The organism is Photobacterium sp. BZF1 (genome assembly GCF_014349205.1).
GTDB lineage: Bacteria > Pseudomonadota > Gammaproteobacteria > Enterobacterales > Vibrionaceae > Photobacterium.
The window spans coordinates 1-17,641 of sequence record NZ_JACSOF010000043.1 but is presented as its reverse complement, the minus strand read 5'-3'; the positions used below and the strand labels follow the sequence as shown (position 1 = coordinate 17,641).

General features: G+C 50.4%; 19 protein-coding genes. 1 reads left to right on the top strand and 18 read right to left on the bottom strand.

Annotated elements, in window-relative coordinates; genetic code table 11:
• Positions 1–4: 4 nt before the first annotated feature.
• The 18 genes from BIZ37_RS11600 to trmJ form a co-directional block, all read right to left on the bottom strand.
• The gene (locus BIZ37_RS11600) at positions 5–616 is read right to left on the bottom strand and encodes a YfgM family protein (RefSeq protein WP_187461647.1); all 612 of its coding nucleotides are present in this window, start codon (positions 614–616) and stop codon (positions 5–7) included.
• 13 nt (positions 617–629) lie between these two features.
• Complete coding sequence (gene hisS, locus BIZ37_RS11595) at positions 630–1,898, bottom strand: histidine--tRNA ligase (protein WP_187461646.1); 1,269 nt, start codon at positions 1,896–1,898, stop codon at positions 630–632.
• A 102-nt stretch (positions 1,899–2,000) separates the two neighbouring features.
• On the bottom strand, positions 2,001–3,116 hold the full coding sequence (gene ispG, locus BIZ37_RS11590) for a flavodoxin-dependent (E)-4-hydroxy-3-methylbut-2-enyl-diphosphate synthase (RefSeq protein ID WP_187461645.1): 1,116 nt from the start codon (positions 3,114–3,116) through the stop codon (positions 2,001–2,003).
• A gap of 12 nt (positions 3,117–3,128) precedes the next feature.
• On the bottom strand, positions 3,129–4,103 hold the full coding sequence (gene rodZ / locus BIZ37_RS11585; RefSeq protein ID WP_187461644.1) for a cytoskeleton protein RodZ: 975 nt from the start codon (positions 4,101–4,103) through the stop codon (positions 3,129–3,131).
• Complete coding sequence (gene pilW, locus BIZ37_RS11580; RefSeq protein WP_187461643.1) at positions 4,093–4,851, bottom strand: type IV pilus biogenesis/stability protein PilW; 759 nt, start codon at positions 4,849–4,851, stop codon at positions 4,093–4,095. The genes rodZ and pilW overlap by 11 nt, the downstream gene beginning before the upstream one ends.
• A 77-nt stretch (positions 4,852–4,928) precedes the next feature.
• A complete protein-coding gene (locus tag BIZ37_RS11575) occupies positions 4,929–6,050 on the bottom strand; it encodes a bifunctional tRNA (adenosine(37)-C2)-methyltransferase TrmG/ribosomal RNA large subunit methyltransferase RlmN (RefSeq protein WP_107301187.1) in 1,122 nt (373 codons plus the stop codon).
• Positions 6,051–6,379: 329 nt separating this feature from the next.
• Complete coding sequence (gene ndk / locus BIZ37_RS11570) at positions 6,380–6,808, bottom strand: nucleoside-diphosphate kinase (protein ID WP_107301186.1); 429 nt, start codon at positions 6,806–6,808, stop codon at positions 6,380–6,382.
• Between the two features lie 29 nt (positions 6,809–6,837).
• The gene (gene pepB, locus BIZ37_RS11565) at positions 6,838–8,115 is read right to left on the bottom strand and encodes an aminopeptidase PepB (protein WP_187461642.1); all 1,278 of its coding nucleotides are present in this window, start codon (positions 8,113–8,115) and stop codon (positions 6,838–6,840) included.
• A gap of 57 nt (positions 8,116–8,172) precedes the next feature.
• Positions 8,173–9,468 (bottom strand): aminopeptidase PepB, encoded by a 1,296-nt coding sequence (pepB, locus tag BIZ37_RS11560; protein WP_187461641.1) that lies wholly within the window; start codon positions 9,466–9,468, stop codon positions 8,173–8,175.
• 378 nt (positions 9,469–9,846) lie between these two features.
• Complete coding sequence (iscX, locus tag BIZ37_RS11555; RefSeq protein WP_187461661.1) at positions 9,847–10,047, bottom strand: Fe-S cluster assembly protein IscX; 201 nt, start codon at positions 10,045–10,047, stop codon at positions 9,847–9,849.
• Positions 10,048–10,239: 192 nt separating this feature from the next.
• Positions 10,240–10,578 (bottom strand): ISC system 2Fe-2S type ferredoxin, encoded by a 339-nt coding sequence (gene fdx, locus BIZ37_RS11550; RefSeq protein WP_036816639.1) that lies wholly within the window; start codon positions 10,576–10,578, stop codon positions 10,240–10,242.
• Between the two features lie 2 nt (positions 10,579–10,580).
• Positions 10,581–12,431 carry a Fe-S protein assembly chaperone HscA gene (gene hscA, locus BIZ37_RS11545; protein WP_187461640.1) on the bottom strand — a complete coding sequence of 617 codons (1,851 nt, stop codon included), beginning with the start codon at positions 12,429–12,431 and terminating at the stop codon, positions 10,581–10,583.
• Between the two features lie 38 nt (positions 12,432–12,469).
• Entirely contained in the window at positions 12,470–12,985 is a 516-nt protein-coding gene (gene hscB / locus BIZ37_RS11540; RefSeq protein WP_187461639.1) for a co-chaperone HscB, read from the bottom strand.
• Positions 12,986–13,079: 94 nt separating this feature from the next.
• Positions 13,080–13,403 (bottom strand): iron-sulfur cluster assembly protein IscA, encoded by a 324-nt coding sequence (gene iscA / locus BIZ37_RS11535; RefSeq protein WP_107301180.1) that lies wholly within the window; start codon positions 13,401–13,403, stop codon positions 13,080–13,082.
• An 18-nt stretch (positions 13,404–13,421) separates the two neighbouring features.
• Positions 13,422–13,805, bottom strand: a complete 384-nt coding sequence (gene iscU / locus BIZ37_RS11530; RefSeq protein WP_107301179.1) for a Fe-S cluster assembly scaffold IscU — start codon at positions 13,803–13,805, stop codon at positions 13,422–13,424.
• A 33-nt stretch (positions 13,806–13,838) separates the two neighbouring features.
• On the bottom strand, positions 13,839–15,053 hold the full coding sequence (locus BIZ37_RS11525) for an IscS subfamily cysteine desulfurase (protein WP_187461638.1): 1,215 nt from the start codon (positions 15,051–15,053) through the stop codon (positions 13,839–13,841).
• 31 nt (positions 15,054–15,084) lie between these two features.
• Positions 15,085–15,591, bottom strand: coding sequence for a Fe-S cluster assembly transcriptional regulator IscR (iscR, locus tag BIZ37_RS11520; protein ID WP_107301177.1), 507 nt, complete (start codon positions 15,589–15,591; stop codon positions 15,085–15,087).
• 112 nt (positions 15,592–15,703) lie between these two features.
• Complete coding sequence (gene trmJ / locus BIZ37_RS11515) at positions 15,704–16,435, bottom strand: tRNA (cytosine(32)/uridine(32)-2'-O)-methyltransferase TrmJ (protein WP_187461637.1); 732 nt, start codon at positions 16,433–16,435, stop codon at positions 15,704–15,706.
• A 242-nt stretch (positions 16,436–16,677) separates the two neighbouring features.
• Here trmJ and suhB point away from each other — a divergent pair, with 242 nt between their 5' ends.
• On the top strand, positions 16,678–17,478 hold the full coding sequence (gene suhB, locus BIZ37_RS11510; protein WP_187461636.1) for an inositol-1-monophosphatase: 801 nt from the start codon (positions 16,678–16,680) through the stop codon (positions 17,476–17,478).
• Positions 17,479–17,641: the final 163 nt, after the last annotated feature.

Sequence of the window (17,641 nt, the reverse complement as noted above, 5' to 3'; positions counted from 1 at the left end):
TACCTTATTGTGCCAAGTCGTCTAGCTTGATCTGCAGGGCAGGAGAAGCACCAAGCTGTTGTGCGCTAACATAAGCTTCACGCGCTGCTTGGGTCTCACCTTTTTGCAGCAGGACGTCACCACGAAGCTCAGCAACTTTCGCCGCCCAGCTTTCAGCAGTAACTTTGTCCAATTCAGCCAACGCCTTGTCAAAGGCATCCTGCTCAGCATAGATACGAGCCAAGCGGGTTTGGGCGATAGGTAGAATCGCTACATCTTGGGTATTGGCAATTGCCCAGTTCAGCTGTTCAGCGGCTGCATCCAAGTCACCATTTTCTACCTGCGCTTTGGCCAGTTGCAATGACGCAAGTACAGAATACTGGCTGCTTTCATGGGCTGCGATAAACGCCTGCACATCAGCAACGGCAGATTCGCTACCACTTTCCAAGCGGTTAACCACCTGGGTGTATGCATCAGATGCCTGCTCCTTGGCTGATTGAACTTCCGACTGGTAATAACGCCAGCCAAACAGACCACCCAAACCAATCACAGTACCGAGAACAACGGCTTTACCGTTTTCTTTCCACCAAGCCTTTATCTGTTCAACTTGTTGTTCTTCTGTGATATTGCCGTCCACTTCCTGTCCTCTCTTAAATCAATTCGGCCAGCTTTGCTGCCACATCGTCTTGCGCCATCGTGGTTTGCTCACCGCCGCGAAGATCTTTAACTACCACTGTATTTTCAGCGATTTCATTTTCGCCCAATACCAGTGCCACTGCCGCGCCGACATTATCAGCACGCTTGAATTGTTTCTTGAAGTTACCACCACCGAAATGGCTCATCACACGCAGGCCAGGTACATCTTCACGTAGCTTCTCAGCCAGTTTCATACCTGCCATCATAGTGCCTTCGCCAGCGGTTACCATGTAGACGTCAACTGGACGACGTACATCAGTCAACTCTAGGGTTTCCATCATAAGCACTAGACGCTCAAGACCCATCGCAAAGCCCACTGCTGGTGTCGCTTTGCCACCAAGTTGCTCAACAAGACCGTCGTAGCGTCCACCGCCACATACCGTACCCTGCGCCCCAAGGCTTTCAGTGATCCACTCAAATACCGTGCGGTTGTAGTAATCCAAACCACGAACAAGACGTTCATTTACTTGGTATTCGATACCTGCCGCGTCCAATAGTTCACACAAACCGGTAAAATGTTGTTTTGACTCTTCACCTAGGTAGTCTGATAGCTTAGGTGCATCGACTAGCACTTCCTGGATAGCAGCATTCTTGGTATCCAATACACGAAGCGGGTTAGTGTGCATACGGCGCTTGCAGTCTTCATCCAAAATGTCGATGTGCTGCTCAAGGAATGCCACCAGTGCCTGGCGGTAGTTAGCACGGTCTTCTAGCGAACCGATAGAGTTCAGCTCAAGGCGAACGTGCTTGTCGATACCCAGTTCACGCCACATACGGGCTGTCATCATGATCAGTTCTGCGTCAACATCCGGACCATTCAGACCGAACACTTCCACACCGAACTGGTGGAACTGACGGTAGCGGCCTTTCTGCGGGCGCTCGTGGCGGAACATTGGGCCGGTGTACCACAGGCGCTGTTCTTGGTTGTATAGCAGGCCATTCTGGATGCCCGCACGTACACAGCCCGCAGTCCCTTCAGGACGCAGAGTCAGGCTGTCACCGTTGCGGTCATCAAATGTGTACATTTCCTTTTCAACAACATCCGTTACTTCACCGATTGCCCGACTAAACAAATGCGTCGATTCAACGATAGGCATACGGACTTCACTGTAACCGTACGCGCTCACTACTTGTTTAATGGTCGATTCCACTTTCTGCCAAAGCGGAGATTGGGTTGGAAGGCAGTCGTTCATGCCTCGAATTGCTTGAATTTGTTTCGCCACGTTTATTCTCGTTAACCGATGGGGAATGGAGTTGAATATATAGGTTATAACGCAAATAGTGAACCGCCCCAACGCGAGTCGGGGCGATTCTTGTCAATTTCGTTATTTTTCTGTCACATCAATGCGGTTTGCTGTGTCCAGCATTGATGCTTTAGCACGAATTTTAGCTTCCAGCTGCTCAATAACATTGTCGTTATCGAAACGCTCTTTCTGGCGCAGGCCATCTTCATAAAACGCACTTTTACGGTTGCCGCCGGCAATACCCAGATGGGAGACTTCTGCCTCACCCGGGCCATTAACCACACAACCAATCACGGAGACATCCATTGGTACTGTGATGTCTTCCAGTCGCTGCTCTAACTCATTCACTGTGCCAATAACGTCGAATTCCTGACGTGAACAAGTTGGGCAGGCAATAAAGTTGATGCCGCGAGAGCGGATGCGCAGTGATTTCAGAATATCAAAGCCCACTTTGATTTCTTCAACAGGATCGGCCGCTAGCGATACTCGCAACGTATCACCGATACCTTCCGACAGCAGCATACCCAAGCCAACAGCTGATTTCACCGCACCGGCACGCGCACCACCGGCTTCGGTGATACCCAAGTGTAGCGGCTGCTGGATCTGCTGAGCCAGTTTGCGGTAAGAGTCTACCGCCAAGAACACATCAGATGCCTTAACACTCACTTTGAATTGGTCGAAGTTCAGGCGGTCCAAAATATCCACATGGCGCATGGCAGATTCTACCAAGGCATCCGGTGTCGGCTCACCGTATTTCTGCTGGATATCTTTCTCAAGAGAACCACCGTTAACACCGATACGGATTGGGATATTCTTGTCACGAGCACAGTCCACTACCGCGCGGATACGATCTTCACGGCCGATATTACCCGGGTTGATACGCAGGCAGTCTACGCCGTATTCCGCCACTTTCAGGGCGATACGGTAGTCGAAATGAATATCCGCCACCAGCGGGATATTCACCTGTTGTTTGATTTGCTTAAACGCCTCGGCCGCATCCATAGTAGGCACAGAAACACGGACGATATCCGCACCGACGTTTTCCAGCGCTTTGATCTGGGCAACAGTCGCAGCCACATCGGTGGTACGGGTGTTAGTCATGGACTGCACCGCAATAGGTGCACCGTCACCGATTGGCACATCACCGACATAGATTCGGGTGGACTGACGGCGTTTAATTGGAGACTCGTTATGCATTACATCTACTCTTTACTGCGGCAGTTTCAATCGCGCCACTTTACCTGCAGGGTACCTGCTCAAATCAACAGGTTCACCTTTGTAGCTCATGGTTACAACGCTCGGTGCACCCAGCACCACGCGGAATGGTTCGTTGCCATCCAGTTTAAGGACATCACCGGCTTTCTTGATACCAGTATCCAAACGGCGGCCATTAGCATCACGGATATCGATCCAGCAATCACCGGTAAAGCTCAACTCAAGATCTGAGCTTGCGACTGCGGTTTCGTCTTCCGATACCACATCACTCAACTGCTCTGCCGCCAAGCTATCCGCACTGTCGACATCGGTATCTGCCAGTTCTTGCGGTTCGGTGAAACTGTCTTCAAAGCTTGCCTGCGGCTCGGGCTCAATTTCTGGCAACTGGACCGGTTCGGCTTCAACCGTAGTCAAAACACTCGCGGTTTCCTCGGCATCCGACTCAGACACTGTCGTCAAAACCGAAGTGCTTGAACCATTACCAGCATTGGCAATTGACTCATCCAGCGCCTGGACTTCAGCCGGAGCGGCAGTGAATTCCGCTTCTGGGGTCATCTGCAAGCTTTGCCACCACCAAATACCAGTGAGGCCAATAAACAGTGCGCCCAGCACCCAAGTCAAACGCATGATTCGATTATCGTGCGCTTCACGCTTGGTACGACGCGAAAAGCTCTGCATTTCCTGCTCTTGAGGTTGAGCATGGCCTTGCTGATCCAGCTTCGCCAGAACCTCGGCTTCATCTAAACCGACAAATTTGGCATAGGAACGCACATAACCACGGGTAAACGTGGCGAGCTGCGCTTCTTCGAATTGGTTGTTTTCGATATCACTGACCACCGAGAGGCGGAGCCTCAATCGGCTTGCAACATCCTTCTGTGAATAGCCTAGCTTCTCTCGAGCCTGACGCAGCATATCCCCTGGAAGAATGATTTCTTCTGTTGATCGTTCTTCGTTCTGTTCAGTATTCATTGGCTAGATAGTTTTGATATTGCAGAGAGTCCGGGTATTGGGCTTTGAGAATGCCAGCATATTTATCCGCTTGGCTATCATAGCCAGCTTGCTGTTCAAGCTGGATCAACAGCCATAGGCTGTCGGCCTTGTACCCGTATCTCTTGTTAAATTTAAACAGCCTGACGCGAGCTTCCTTGAAGTTCTGCGCCTCAATATCCAACTTCGACAGCTGCAGCATAGACTTGGCTCGGTATGGGTCATAAGCCAAAGCTTTATCAAAATAACCCCGAGCCTGAGGTTGGTTACCCTGCTCTAGGCTACACAACGCCGCATTTTCATAACTGGTCGAAGTCAGGTAATAATATGGTTGCTTGATGGCGCTCTCAAACTGGTCGATCGCCTCATCATAGCGTCCCTGACTACACAAGAATACACCATAGTTGTTTCTTACATCGCCATTTTTTGGTGAATATTTCAGAGCTTGGCGGTAAATTTTTTCCGCTGACTCTGGCTCATCCACCCGCTGGTAGTAATAGGCCATGGCATTTTGCGCCCGGTAATACTGCGGGGCATACTGCAGGGCAAGTTCGAAATTATCCCGTGCCCGCTGCCATTGTCCTTGTTCCAAATATCCCAGCCCAAGGGTCACTCTGGCTTCTGCTGCCTCTTCCTTGTTAATGCTCTGTGGGGTATTTCCAGACTCATCGACGGTAACACAACCGGCCAATAAACTACACAATAATAGGCACTTCTTCCATCGAACCATCCCAATCCCGCCTTAATATCCATATCAAAGTGCAACTGGGGCAGGCTCGTCACCCACCCCAGCAAGGTAACCGTCTATTAGACTGATTTTACCGGGATTTGTTCACCGTTTTGAGCCTTAGCTTGGGTGCGTTTCGTGCGGTCAATCACATCGCCTACCAATTGTCCACATGCCGCGTCGATATCATCGCCACGGGTCTTACGTACCGTCACCGTAAAATCATACTCCATCAGGGTCTTCATGAAGCGATCAATACGCGAGTTGCTCGGCTTTTTGTACGGCGAACCTGGGTAAGGGTTGAATGGGATCAGGTTTACTTTCGCAGGGGTATCTTTCAACGTTTCTGCCAATTGACGCGCATGTTCCATGCCATCATTAACATGATCAAGCAGGATATATTCCACTGTAACCCGGCCACGGTTAGCATTCGACGATGCAATGTAGCGACGTACCGAAGCAAGGAAATCGTCGATGTTCCAGCGGTCATTGATTGGCATGATTTCAGAGCGAAGCTCATCGGTCGGCGCGTGGAGAGAAATCGCCAGGGCGACATCTATATTGCCCGTCATCTGATCAAGGCCTGATACAACACCCGACGTTGAAACTGTTACACGACGCTTGGACAAGCCGAAACCTAGATCATCTAGCATGATTTCAAGAGCTGGGATCAGGTTCTTCATGTTAAGCAAAGGCTCACCCATACCCATCATTACCACGTTGGTAATTGGGCGACGGCCCGTTTCTTTCTCTACACCGATCTCTTTGGCTGCACGCCAAACCTGACCAATGATTTCCGACACGCGCAGGTTACGGTTGAAGCCTTGCTGGGCCGTTGAGCAGAATTTACATTCCAACGCACAACCCACCTGAGACGATACACACAGCGTCGCGCGGTCATCTTCTGGGATATAGACCGTTTCTACATCCTGATCGCCAACCTTCATGGCCCACTTGATAGTACCATCACTAGAGTGTTGCGCTTCCGATACATATGGCGCACGGATTTCAGCAACTTGCTTTAGCTTTTCACGCAATTTCTTGTTGATGTTCGTCATCTGATCGAAATCATCACAACCGAAATGATAAATCCACTTCATAATCTGATCCGCACGGAAGGCTTTTTCGCCCAATTCCTCGGCAAAATACTTTCGCAGCCCCTTGCGATCAAAATCCAGCAGATTCGTTTTAACAGTTGTCATCGGTTGTTGCCTCTTTAAATTACGTGACGTTATCTGTGCCTTGGGCATACCCATTCGCGGTATACGACAGGACCTTTGAATACCAAACCCACAGCAAGTGGCTTTTTCCACCAGCCTGTTTATCAGTTTGGTTTTATAGCCAAGTAACTGCAAGGCGCTAAATTCAGCGAGGAAGACCTGAAGTCACTTGGCTATAAGGCGCGAAATTGTACAGGCTTTGACGGTGAGATTCCACTTGTTAACCAGCGTGGTTACGACTGTCAGGCAAATAAAAACGGGAAGCGTATAGCTTCCCGTTTCATTTTGACTGATTGAATGACTAGGCTGACTTAGCCGCGAGGGCAAATCTCATCATCAGCAAAGAAATAGGCGATTTCACGTGCGGCAGAGACCGGGCTGTCAGCACCATGTACTGAGTTATGGCGCAGGCTCAGGGCATAGTCAGCACGCAACGTACCGCAAGCGGCTTCTTCCGGGTTGGTCTTACCCATTAGCTCGCGGTAACGTACCACGGCATTTTCACCTTCCAGTACCTGCACCATTACAGGACCAGACGTCATAAACGCCACTAGATCATCAAAGAATGGCTTGCCCTCATGCTCGGCATAGAAGCCTTTGGCTTTATCGGCATCCATGTGGATCATCTTGGCGGCCACCACGCGAAGGCCTGCTTTTTCGATCCGGTTGTAGATAGCACCAATCAAATTACGTTTAACGGCATCTGGCTTTACGATTGAGAATGTTCTTTCAATTGTCATTATTATATTTCCCCTCAGGCTTAAATCTTCTAAAGCAGCATCGCTGCTATGTTGGCCACACCTACCCCGGTTGCACCTGCCGCCCAGCGGGCATCGGCACTGTCACGGAAGCAAGCCGCCAAATCAAAATGGACCCAGCCGCAGTTGTCGGTATCAACAAAACGCGACAGGAAAGCGGCAGCATTAGATGCGCCGCCCATACCGCCACCTTTTTGCACTCGGCTGTTGGCGGTATCTGCGTAGTATGACGGGCAGTTCGACTGGTGCCAGGTTTCCAGCGGCAACGGCCATGCAGGCTCGTTAACCAAATCAGACAGTTGCTGTGCCTTGAACACCAACTCCTTGTCTAGCCCAAACAACGCATTGTAGTCAGTACCCACTGCCATCATCGCAGCGCCGGTCAGTGTCGCGGCATCAATAATGAGTGGCGCTTTGGTTTCACTGGCCGCAATCAAACCATCAGCCAATACCAAACGCCCTTCGGCATCGGTATTAACGATTTCTACCGTCTGACCATTCTTGTACGTTAACACATCACCAAGCTTATAGGCGTTTCCGGCAATCAGGTTTTCGGCACAACACAGGATCAACTTCACACGTTGGCGCAAACCTTGCTCGATAGCATACCCCAAGGCAGCCGTTACAGTGGCCGCACCACCCATATCGCACTTCATAGTAACCATACCGGCACTCGGTTTGATACTGTAACCACCTGAGTCGAAAGTGATCCCTTTACCGACCAAACAAGCAGAAACCGGAGCATTGGCATCCCCCGTCGGATTGAAGTCTACGGTCAGCATAACAGGTGGCCGGCTGCTAGCACGACCAACACTGTGGGTCCCTATCCAGCCTTGCTCAGCCAAAGCATCACCCACCACTACCTCATGGGAGAGGGCGTCGCCGGCAATGGCAGACAAGAAAGATACGGCTTCATCCGCAAGCTTTTCTGGATACATATCTTCCGGTGTGGCATTGACCACTTTACGCACCCAGTCAGCACTGCGGCGGCGGGCATTGAGCAGTTCAAGTTCGTCCTCGTCAATCGAGGCCCAACGCAATACCACTTCGGCTTTTGGCGTGGCAAAACCGCAATAGAACGCCCATTGGCGCTCATAGCTCCAGCCTTCACCTTCCAGGCTAGCTGCGGTGATCCCCTGTGACTGCAACTGACGGGCAGCCTGTTGGATACGGCGCAATGGGAAATCACCGGTAAAATGAATAACCGCGCCGTCAGCTTCATACGCCACCAGCGCTTTGTCACCCCATACACCTTCGTATTGGGCTGACGATAATGAAATTTTTAACATACTTTCTTCCTGAAAAAAGCTGCCGCCCTTAGGCGGCAGCAATAAGTCTTTTTAGTTTTAGTCTTGTTCGTGGTCACACAGGATGTTGGCTAGTGTACGTACCCCCATACCTGTCGCACCTGCAGCCCATTTGTCGTTTGCAGACTTACGGTAAGTACCGCTGGCATCGATGTGCATCCAGCCGTTCTGGTAATCTTCAACAAAGTAAGACAGGAATGCGGCAGCCGTACTTGCACCTGGCATGAAGTCACCCTGGGAGATATTGCTCAGGTCTGCAAAGTTAGAAGGCATCATTGCACGGTGGTGATCAGCCAGAGGAAGCGGCCACAAACCTTCGTTCTCATCACTTGCTGCCATCAGGGCTTTCTGTGCCAGACCGTGGTCAAAACTAAACAGCGCGTGGTAATCGTTGCCCAGCGCATTCTTCGCCGCGCCGGTTAGGGTCGCACAGTCGATGATCAGCTCTGGGTTCTGGCTGCTTGCATAGATAAGGCCATCAGCCAATACCAAACGGCCCTCAGCATCGGTGTTGAGCACCTCAACTGTTTTGCCGTTCTTGTAGGTAATGATATCGCCAAGCTTGAAGGCACGGCCAGATACCATGTTCTCAGCACAGCATAGGATCAACTTGATACGTTTGTTGGTACCACGGGCGATAGCCAGTGCCAGTGCGCCTGTTGCCAACGCAGAGCCACCCATATCCGCTTTCATCGCCGTCATACCCGCCGATGGTTTCATGCTGTAGCCACCAGAATCGAAGGTGATCCCTTTACCGACCAAGCAAGTATGGACCGGCGCTTCGGAGTTGCCCGTTGGGTTATAGTCAAGGCGTAGCATTGCAGGCGAACGCTCTGAGCCACGGCCAACAGTATGGATACCGTTCCAGCCTTCATCCAACAGATCGTTACCCTTGATGATTTTGTAAGTAACATGTTCCGGGGCAAGCGACTTGATAAATTCGCCCGCACGAGAAGCCAACTGCGATGGACGCACCACTTCTGCCGACTGGTTGATGATCTCTCGTACCCAGTTGGTTGCCATCAGGCGTGCCTGAAGTTCAGCTTCATCTGCCTCTGACAGGCCGCTCCAGCTAACTTCGTTACCCGGCTTAGCATTACGGTGGCCCTGGACAAATGCCCAAATACACTCGAGATCCCAACCTTCACCAGCCAGTTCGACCTTCTTGATACCTTGTGAATCCAGCTTGCGGCCCGCACGCTGCAAAGAAGGCAGCACATTTTCTTCTGTCAGGTGTACTAGCGCACCGTCAGCTTCAAAGGTTACCAGGGCGTTCTTGCCCCATTGTTCACCCGCTGCTTCCGCAGACAATAGCACACTCATTTTGGCAGACATGAATTACTCCTTGGATTGATGTTACCCCGCAGCTATGGCGCGGTAACGAGATGAGATAGGGCGTGCCTAACGCCTGAATACATTATCTTGCATGCATCTGGATAACAAATGAATGACAATGATGTTACCCGCTATAACAGTTGTTATTGGGGTTCATTTTAGCATTACAAGGGGTTTCACAGCGATTTCAGCACGTTCCGAGCTGCTCTCCCGCTAAGGGGAGGACAATATAGTTGAAAATATGGCCTATCAGCCAGTTTTCAGAATTTATCTTACTCTGCCTTGGTTGCAGCCAAGAAACAAGCTGTTTACAACGAGACTAAGAGCAAGATCATAAGGAGGTGGGTCTACAAGAAGGGAAATAAACAACCCAAATGATCAGTCTGCTTCTTCAATCCAGTACATTTGCACCGCTTCCAATACCCGCTCGCTACAATGTTTCGGGTCATCGTCAAAGTCATCCAACGCCAAAATCCACTCTCTTAGGTCGGTAAAGCGGATCTTCTCCGGATCAACATCCGGATGCAGTTCGGACAGCTCGATAGCCAGGTCCCGTGAATCAATCCATTTCAAGCCCATCATTCTCTCCTCTTCGAATTAGCCTCTAGCCTCTAGCCTCTAGCCTCTAGCCTCTAGCCTCTAGCCTCTAGCCTCTAGCCTCTAGCCTCTAGCCTTTTTAGTTTAGCCAACGTAGCACTACAAACAACGATCTTTCGGGCATAAAAAAAGCCCTGAGGGTATAACCATCAGGGCTTCAATAAGTATCGGGTTTTAGTGGTTTTCCGACGCCAAGTTCAGGGTGTACTTGGGAATCTCAACAACAAGATCTTCGTCGGCAACCTTGGCCTGGCAACCCAAACGTGATTCAGGCTCCAATCCCCATGCCTTATCCAGCATGTCATCTTCCAGCTCATCACTTTCTTCAAGTGAATCAAAGCCTTCACGAACGATACAGTGGCAGGTAGTACATGCACAGGATTTTTCACACGCATGCTCAATGCCAATACCGTTACGCAGAGCCACGTCAAGGATTGTCTCGCCTTCCTGCGCTTCTAACACTGCGCCTTCCGGGCATAGCTCATCATGGGGTAATACAACAATTTTAGGCATGCCTAAACCTCATCAATCGACTGACCAGCCAGGGCACGGCGGATAGACTGATCCATCCGGCGAGATGCAAATTCCTGACTTGCCTTATCTGTTTTCTTAATTCCAGCTTCAATCGCGTGCGGATCAGTACCCTGACGCAATTGAACCAGTTCCATCATTACGGCTTCCAGCTCGTCGCGCTCTTCTTTGCTCAGTAGGGTTTCACCGTCCTGAGCCAGCGCTGCAATCAACCCTTCCAGTACACGGTCCGCTTCCACTTGTTGCTCGGCAAGGGCGCGGGCGTCTTTATCGTCCTGGGCAAAGGTCATTGAATCGCGGATCATCGTCGCGATTTCATCATCAGTCAGGCCGTAAGACGGCTTGACCTGAATAGAAGACTGTACGCCACTGCTCTTCTCCATCGCGGTCACCGATAGCAAACCATCGGCGTCTACTTGGTAGGTCACGCGAATATGCGCAGCACCTGCAGCCATCGCAGGAATACCACGCAATGTGAAGCGTGCCAGTGAACGGCAGTCACTGACCATTTCACGCTCGCCCTGTACCACATGCACTGACATTGCAGTCTGGCCATCTTTAAACGTGGTGAATTCTTGGGCACGCGCGACAGGAATAGTCGTGTTGCGCGGGATGATTTTCTCGATCATGCCGCCCATGGTCTCAATACCTAGCGACAGTGGGATCACATCCAGCAGCAACATGTCTGCATCCGGCTTGTTACCCGCTAGGATATCAGCCTGGATAGCGGCACCAATCGCCACCACCTGATCAGGGTCGATAGAAGTCAGCGGCTCTTTGCCGAAGTAGTTACCCACCATTTCACGAACCAAAGGAACGCGGGTCGAACCACCCACCATAACGGTTTCAATAACTTCCTCTGCGCTGACGTCAGCATCTTTCAATGCACGGCGGCAAGCCATCAAGGTCTTTTTCACCAAAGGTTGGATCAAGGCATCGAACTGCTCACGGGTGACTGTGCCCTGCCAGCCAAGTACATCTACCGGCACTTCGTCGGTATCAGACAAGGCTTCTTTCGCTGCCTGCGCCGCATCTTGTAATTTACGCTGGGCAATCGCATCACGCTCAGTGATACCGGCTTGCTCGGCAATCCAATCAGCGAGCAGGTGGTCAAAGTCATCACCACCCAGGGCGGAATCGCCACCGGTTGCCATCACTTCAAACACACCTTTCGACAAGCGAAGGATAGAAATATCGAATGTACCACCGCCCAAGTCGTAGACAGCAATCACGCCTTCCTGACCTGAATCCAAGCCATAAGCAATCGCTGCAGCTGTCGGCTCATTGAGCAGGCGTAGTACATTGAGGTTTGCCAATTTAGCCGCATCTTTGGTACCCGCACGCTGGGCATCATCAAAGTAGGCAGGGACAGTGATCACCACACCTTCTAGTTCACCGCCCAGAGTATCTTGTGCACGCTGGTTAAGTGTCTTGAGGATTTCAGCCGACACCTGAATCGGGTTAACTTCACCACCACGGGTGATCAGTTGGGGCAAACCGTTATCCGTTGCACTGAACTGATATGGCATCTGCGGGTAGCGTGCTTGGATATCCGCCAGAGAGCGGCCCATCATACGCTTAACAGAAATAATGCTATTGGCCGGATCCTGCTGGGCGATATCGCGGGCATCGTGGCCAACAACCACTTCGCTTTCGCTGTAATGAACCGCCGATGGCAAAATCGCACGACCTTGCTCATCTTTCAGTGTTTCCGGAACGCCGCTGCGTACTGCAGCCACGAGAGAATTTGTAGTGCCCAGATCAATACCCACCGCCAACTTATGTTGGTGCGGCGCAGCGCTTTGACCGGGTTCAGCAATCTGTAACAGTGCCATTTTCGTTCCTGTGGTGTTTATACCGGGCTTGGACAAAATCAATCAAGCAGGCTATCTTCCAAGCGCTCGACTTCTTCACGCAGCTTAACAATAAATTTCAGCTTGCGCACGGCGTCTGCCGCCACTTCCCAGTTTTCATCAACAAGTAATTGCTCAAGTTCAACCAACTGTGACTTGTACAGGGTTGAGGCGTGCTGTTCAAAATCAAACAACGCGCTTTGTGGATCGCTCGACTCAGGGATCTCTTCCAGCTCTTCACGCAGCTCCATCTGTTGCATCAAGAAGGCAGGATCCTGCAACGTCTTCTGCTCACCCCGAATATCTACGCCGTTAACCGACAACATGTACTCTGCACGGGAGATAGGATTTTTCAACGTCTGGAAGGCATCGTTGATTTGCGCAGCTTTCTGTACCGCCATCAGACGATCGCGTTCTGATGCCGTAGCAAAATTATCCGGGTGGAAGTGACGCTGCAGTTCGCGGAACTGTGTTGCAAGAAGGCTACCGTCCAGCTGAAACTGAAAAGGTAGCCCAAAGAGTTCGAAATGATTCATAGCGCGTGAGTTTCTGTAAAAACTGAGTCTGAAAATAATTGAACCTGATTCTCCCTTAAGAAAAGGCAGCAATCAGGTTCAATTGGCTCAGCGATTATACGTTGAAGCTTTCACCACAGCCGCATTCGCTGGACACGTTAGGGTTGTTGAACTGGAAACCTTCGTTGAGACCTTCTTTGGCAAAGTCCAACTCGGTACCATCCAGATATACCATGCTCTTGGCATCGATGATGATTTTCACACCTTTTTCTTCAAAGATCTGATCGCCTTCATCTAGCTGGTCAACAAATTCCAGTACATAGGCCATTCCTGAACAACCTGAAGTCCGGACACCCAACCGTAGGCCGATGCCTTTTCCTCGGTTTTCTAGGAAAGTAGCTACGCGACTTGCTGCCGCTTCAGTAATCGTTATGGCCATACAACAACCCTTTGAGAATTAATCTTCGTGTTTCTTCTTGTAATCGCTTACTGCTGCTTTGATTGCGTCTTCCGCAAGGATTGAGCAGTGAACTTTTACAGGTGGAAGCTCAAGTTCTTCAGCAATCGCTGAGTTCTTGATGCTAGCAGCTTCGTCTAGCGTCTTACCTTTTACCCACTCAGTGATCAGTGAGCTTGAAGCAATCGCAGAACCACAGCCATACGTTTTGAACTTGGCATCTTCAATGATACCTTCTTCAGTCACTTTGATCTGAAGTTTCATTACGTCGCCACAGGCAGGTGCACCCACCATGCCGCTACCTACATTTTTGTCGCTTTTATCAAATGAGCCTACGTTACGCGGGTTCTCATAATGATCGATAACTTTTTCACTATATGCCATGACAGTTTCCTCGAATACGTGATGACCGCAAGATTAGTGGTGTGCCCACTCGACCGTGTTTAGGTCAATACCTTCTTTATACATATCCCAAAGCGGAGACATGTCACGTAGTTTCTCTACCGCACCGCGGATCTGTGAAACTGCGTAGTCTACTTCTTCTTCCGTCGTGAAGCGACCGAAAGAGAAACGAATTGAGCTGTGTGCCAGTTCATCGTCCAAACCAAGGGCGCGAAGAACGTAAGACGGCTCAAGGCTGGCAGATGTACATGCCGAGCCAGATGATACTGCAAGGTCTTTCAGTGCCATCAGTAGTGATTCACCTTCGACGAAGGCAAAACTAATGTTCAAGTTGTGCGGTACGCGCTGCTCCAGATCACCGTTGATGGTCATCGCTTCGATACCTTCAAGGCCTTTCAGCATACGCTCGCGCAGGGCAAGGGCGTGCTGGTAGTCTTTGTCCATCTCTTGTTTGGCGATACGGAACGCTTCACCCATACCCACGATTTGGTGGGTAGCCAGAGTACCAGAGCGGAAACCACGCTCATGACCGCCACCGTGCATCTGTGCTTCAAGGCGGATACGCGGTTTACGACGTACGTAAAGGGCACCAATACCTTTAGGGCCATAAGCTTTGTGGGCAGACAGGGAGATCAGGTCGATCTTCATGTTCTGCACATCGATCACTTGCTTACCAGCAGACTGGGCTGCATCGACATGGAAGATAACTTTCTTCTCTCGGCATAGCTCACCGATAGCTGCAATGTCCTGAACAACACCGATTTCGTTGTTCACGTGCATGATTGACACTAGCACCGTGTCTTCACGCATCGCGTCACGCAGTTTCGCCATGTCGATAATGCCATTTGCTTCAGGCTCTAGGTAAGTTACCTCGTAGCCTTCACGCTCTAGCTGGCGGCATGGGTCAAGCACAGCTTTGTGTTCTGTTTTACAGGTGATCACGTGCTTGCCCTTCTTACCGTAGAAGTGGGCTGCACCTTTGATAGCCAGGTTGTCTGACTCAGTTGCACCTGAAGTAAATACGATTTCGCGCGGGTCTGCATTTAGCAGCTCAGCAATCTGCTCACGAGCGGTATCGACCGCTTCTTCAGCCTGCCAACCAAAGCGGTGAGAACGAGAAGCCGGGTTACCGAAGTTTCCATCCATGGTCATGCATTGCACCATTTTTTCTGCAACGCGAGGATCTACTGGGCAAGTAGCGGAATAATCAAAATATATTGGCAGTTTCATCTTCATCTCCGAAAACACGGACGTCTGGTCTCTAGGAGCGAACATCGACACCGATTGAGGTGTTGTCGTGTGTATTTTTATGTCCAAATGACGACTTAGTTAGAATCTGGTCCTGACGACCGGAAATTTCTTGTACGTCATTGTCTTGCATCAACTCACCAAGAGTGATGTTGTTCAAAAAGCCGCTGATACGGGAGCTCAAGTCACGCCATAGCGTGTGTGTCAGGCAACGCACGCCACCTTGACAGTCTCCTTTACCGTGACACTTAGTCGCATCTACGGATTCATCGACGGCAGCGATCACCATACCGACAGCAATGTCGTTGGCATCTTCGCCGAGGCGATATCCCCCACCCGGTCCACGAACACTGGCTACCAAACCAGCCTTGCGCAGGCGAGAGAACAACTGTTCTAGATAGGATAATGAGATCCCCTGACGTTCTGAAATATCAGCCAGAGGAACCGGACCATCCTGAGAGTGCAAAGCCACGTCTAACATGGCCGTGACTGCGTATCTTCCTTTTGATGTCAATCTCATAACACACCGCTACCCACGTTTGTTTATGGAGCGAGTGTCGCATACCTGACTAAAACGGTCAAGTATTTACCTGAGTAATTTACTCAGGCTTTTAACCATTCAGAGTTTGTGTCTATTTCTCTGGGCGAGAGAGTGACTTTTCTATAGAAGAAAGGATACCACGCAAGATATTCAGCTCCTGTGATTCCGGTCTTGCCCGGGAAAACAGGCGACGCATCTTGGTCATCACCATTGATGGCTTGTCTTTACTGATAAAGTTGGTCTTGGTCGCAACATTTTCAAGGTGCTGGTAGAACATTTCCAGCTCCTTCATCCGAGGATATTCCTCAACCTTCTGTTGCGATTGGAATTTTTCCGATTCCAAAAAAGCCATGCGGATTTCATAGCTTACCGTTTGTACCGCCATCGCCAAATTCAACGAGCTATATTCAGGGTTAGCCGGAATATATACGTGGCAGTGGCAACGCTGTAATTCTTCATTGGTCAGACCGGTGCGTTCGCGGCCGAACAGAATAGCGACATTATGGGTAGGTGCTTCGGCAATGGTTTTGATCCCACACTCACGGGGATCCAACTGCGGCCACTCCAGCGTACGGGAGCGGGCACTTGAGCCAACCACCAAGCCACAATCAGCAATTGCCTCATCAAGGCTAGATACGATTTTTGCTTGCTCAACGATATCAGAAGCACCCGCCGCCAGTGCGTGGGTTGTTTCATCTATTTCACAGGCAGGATCAACCAGAACCAGGTTGGTTAGCCCCATCACTTTCATCGCGCGGGCAGCTGAACCGATATTGCCGGGATGTGAGGTGCCTACGAGAACGACACTGACTTTATCTAACATAGGAGGTGCTACTTTCAACTCTATCAATCGAACCGACAGATTTTAACACAGGCATTTTAAAAATGGTGAAAACATGTAAAAACTTTATACCAATAACGATTTGCCCCTCACTAACTGAGCAAAACCCAGTCGCCATAACATACTTCAGGGCTACGAATAAAAAATAACCACTTCCCTTTTGCCCTAGCTCTGATATACTCGCCGCCGCTTTTTAGTTCTTTAACATCCGTTGGGAAGATCCTATGCATCCTATGCTGAATATTGCCATTCGTGCTGCACGAAAGGCTGGTGACCATGTCATTAAATCTCTAGAAAAATCACAAGCTATTGAAGTAGCCAACAAAGGCAATGATGTTGTTACTAACATCGATAACGAAGCAGAAGCTATCATTATCGACACTATCCGTAAGTCATACCCTGAACACTGCATCATTGCAGCTGAAAGCGGTACGATTGAAGGCAAGGACAAAGAATGCCAGTGGATCATTGACCCAGTGGATGGCACCAAGAACTTCGTTCGTGGTTACCCTCACTACGCAATCTCTGTTGCACTACGTATGCGCGGCCGCACTGAAGTGGCAGCGGTTTACGACCCAGCACGCAACGAGCTATTCACAGCAACTCGTGGCGCAGGTGCGCAGCTAAACAGCCAGCGTATCCGTTCATCTCAGCCTCGCGACCTAACTGGTACGACTCTGGCTACTGGCCTACCGTTTGCTGCCAAGCAGCACTCTGAGAGCTTCATGAAAATCCAGAGCGCTCTATTCGTAGAGTGTGACGATATGCGCATGTCTGGCTGTGCTGCCCTAGACCTATGTTACCTAGCGGCTGGCCGTGTTGACGGTGTATTCCGCCTAGGTCTTAAGCCATGGGAAATTGCTGCTGGTGAGCTAATCGCTCGCGAAGCTGGTGCTATCTGTGCTGACTTCACTGGCAACACTAACCACCTTGTGACTGGCAACATCGTTGCTGGTAACGCACGCGTAGTTAAGCCTCTGCTAAGCAAAATCCGTGAACACGGTAGCGACGCACTAGCGAAGTAATTCTCGCTAAAGAAAAATATCAAACGCCCCGGTGATGAAAATCACCGGGGCGTTTTTTTATTCCGGCGATAGGCGATAGGCGATAGGCGATAGGCGATAGGCGATAGGCGATAGGCGATAGGCGATAGGCGATAGGCGATAGGCGATAGGCGATAGGCGATAG

Bases quoted from the DNA above. Each gene is read 5' to 3' on its own strand.
- iscX (WP_187461661.1), bottom strand. From the start codon at position 10,047: ATGGGCTTGAAATGGATTGATTCACGGGACCTGGCTATCGAGCTGTCC.
- iscR (WP_107301177.1), bottom strand. From the start codon at position 15,591: ATGAGATTGACATCAAAAGGAAGATACGCAGTCACGGCCATGTTAGAC.
- trmJ (WP_187461637.1), bottom strand. From the start codon at position 16,435: ATGTTAGATAAAGTCAGTGTCGTTCTCGTAGGCACCTCACATCCCGGC.
- pepB (WP_187461642.1), bottom strand. From the start codon at position 8,115: ATGTTAAAAATTTCATTATCGTCAGCCCAATACGAAGGTGTATGGGGT.
- iscU (WP_107301179.1), bottom strand. From the start codon at position 13,805: ATGGCATATAGTGAAAAAGTTATCGATCATTATGAGAACCCGCGTAAC.
- pepB (WP_187461641.1), bottom strand. From the start codon at position 9,468: ATGTCTGCCAAAATGAGTGTGCTATTGTCTGCGGAAGCAGCGGGTGAA.
- fdx (WP_036816639.1), bottom strand. From the start codon at position 10,578: ATGCCTAAAATTGTTGTATTACCCCATGATGAGCTATGCCCGGAAGGC.
- BIZ37_RS11525 (WP_187461638.1), bottom strand. From the start codon at position 15,053: ATGAAACTGCCAATATATTTTGATTATTCCGCTACTTGCCCAGTAGAT.
- hscB (WP_187461639.1), bottom strand. From the start codon at position 12,985: ATGAATCATTTCGAACTCTTTGGGCTACCTTTTCAGTTTCAGCTGGAC.
- ispG (WP_187461645.1), bottom strand. From the start codon at position 3,116: ATGCATAACGAGTCTCCAATTAAACGCCGTCAGTCCACCCGAATCTAT.
- rodZ (WP_187461644.1), bottom strand. From the start codon at position 4,103: ATGAATACTGAACAGAACGAAGAACGATCAACAGAAGAAATCATTCTT.
- suhB (WP_187461636.1), top strand. From the start codon at position 16,678: ATGCATCCTATGCTGAATATTGCCATTCGTGCTGCACGAAAGGCTGGT.
- iscA (WP_107301180.1), bottom strand. From the start codon at position 13,403: ATGGCCATAACGATTACTGAAGCGGCAGCAAGTCGCGTAGCTACTTTC.
- ndk (WP_107301186.1), bottom strand. From the start codon at position 6,808: ATGACAATTGAAAGAACATTCTCAATCGTAAAGCCAGATGCCGTTAAA.
- hscA (WP_187461640.1), bottom strand. From the start codon at position 12,431: ATGGCACTGTTACAGATTGCTGAACCCGGTCAAAGCGCTGCGCCGCAC.
- BIZ37_RS11575 (WP_107301187.1), bottom strand. From the start codon at position 6,050: ATGACAACTGTTAAAACGAATCTGCTGGATTTTGATCGCAAGGGGCTG.
- pilW (WP_187461643.1), bottom strand. From the start codon at position 4,851: ATGGTTCGATGGAAGAAGTGCCTATTATTGTGTAGTTTATTGGCCGGT.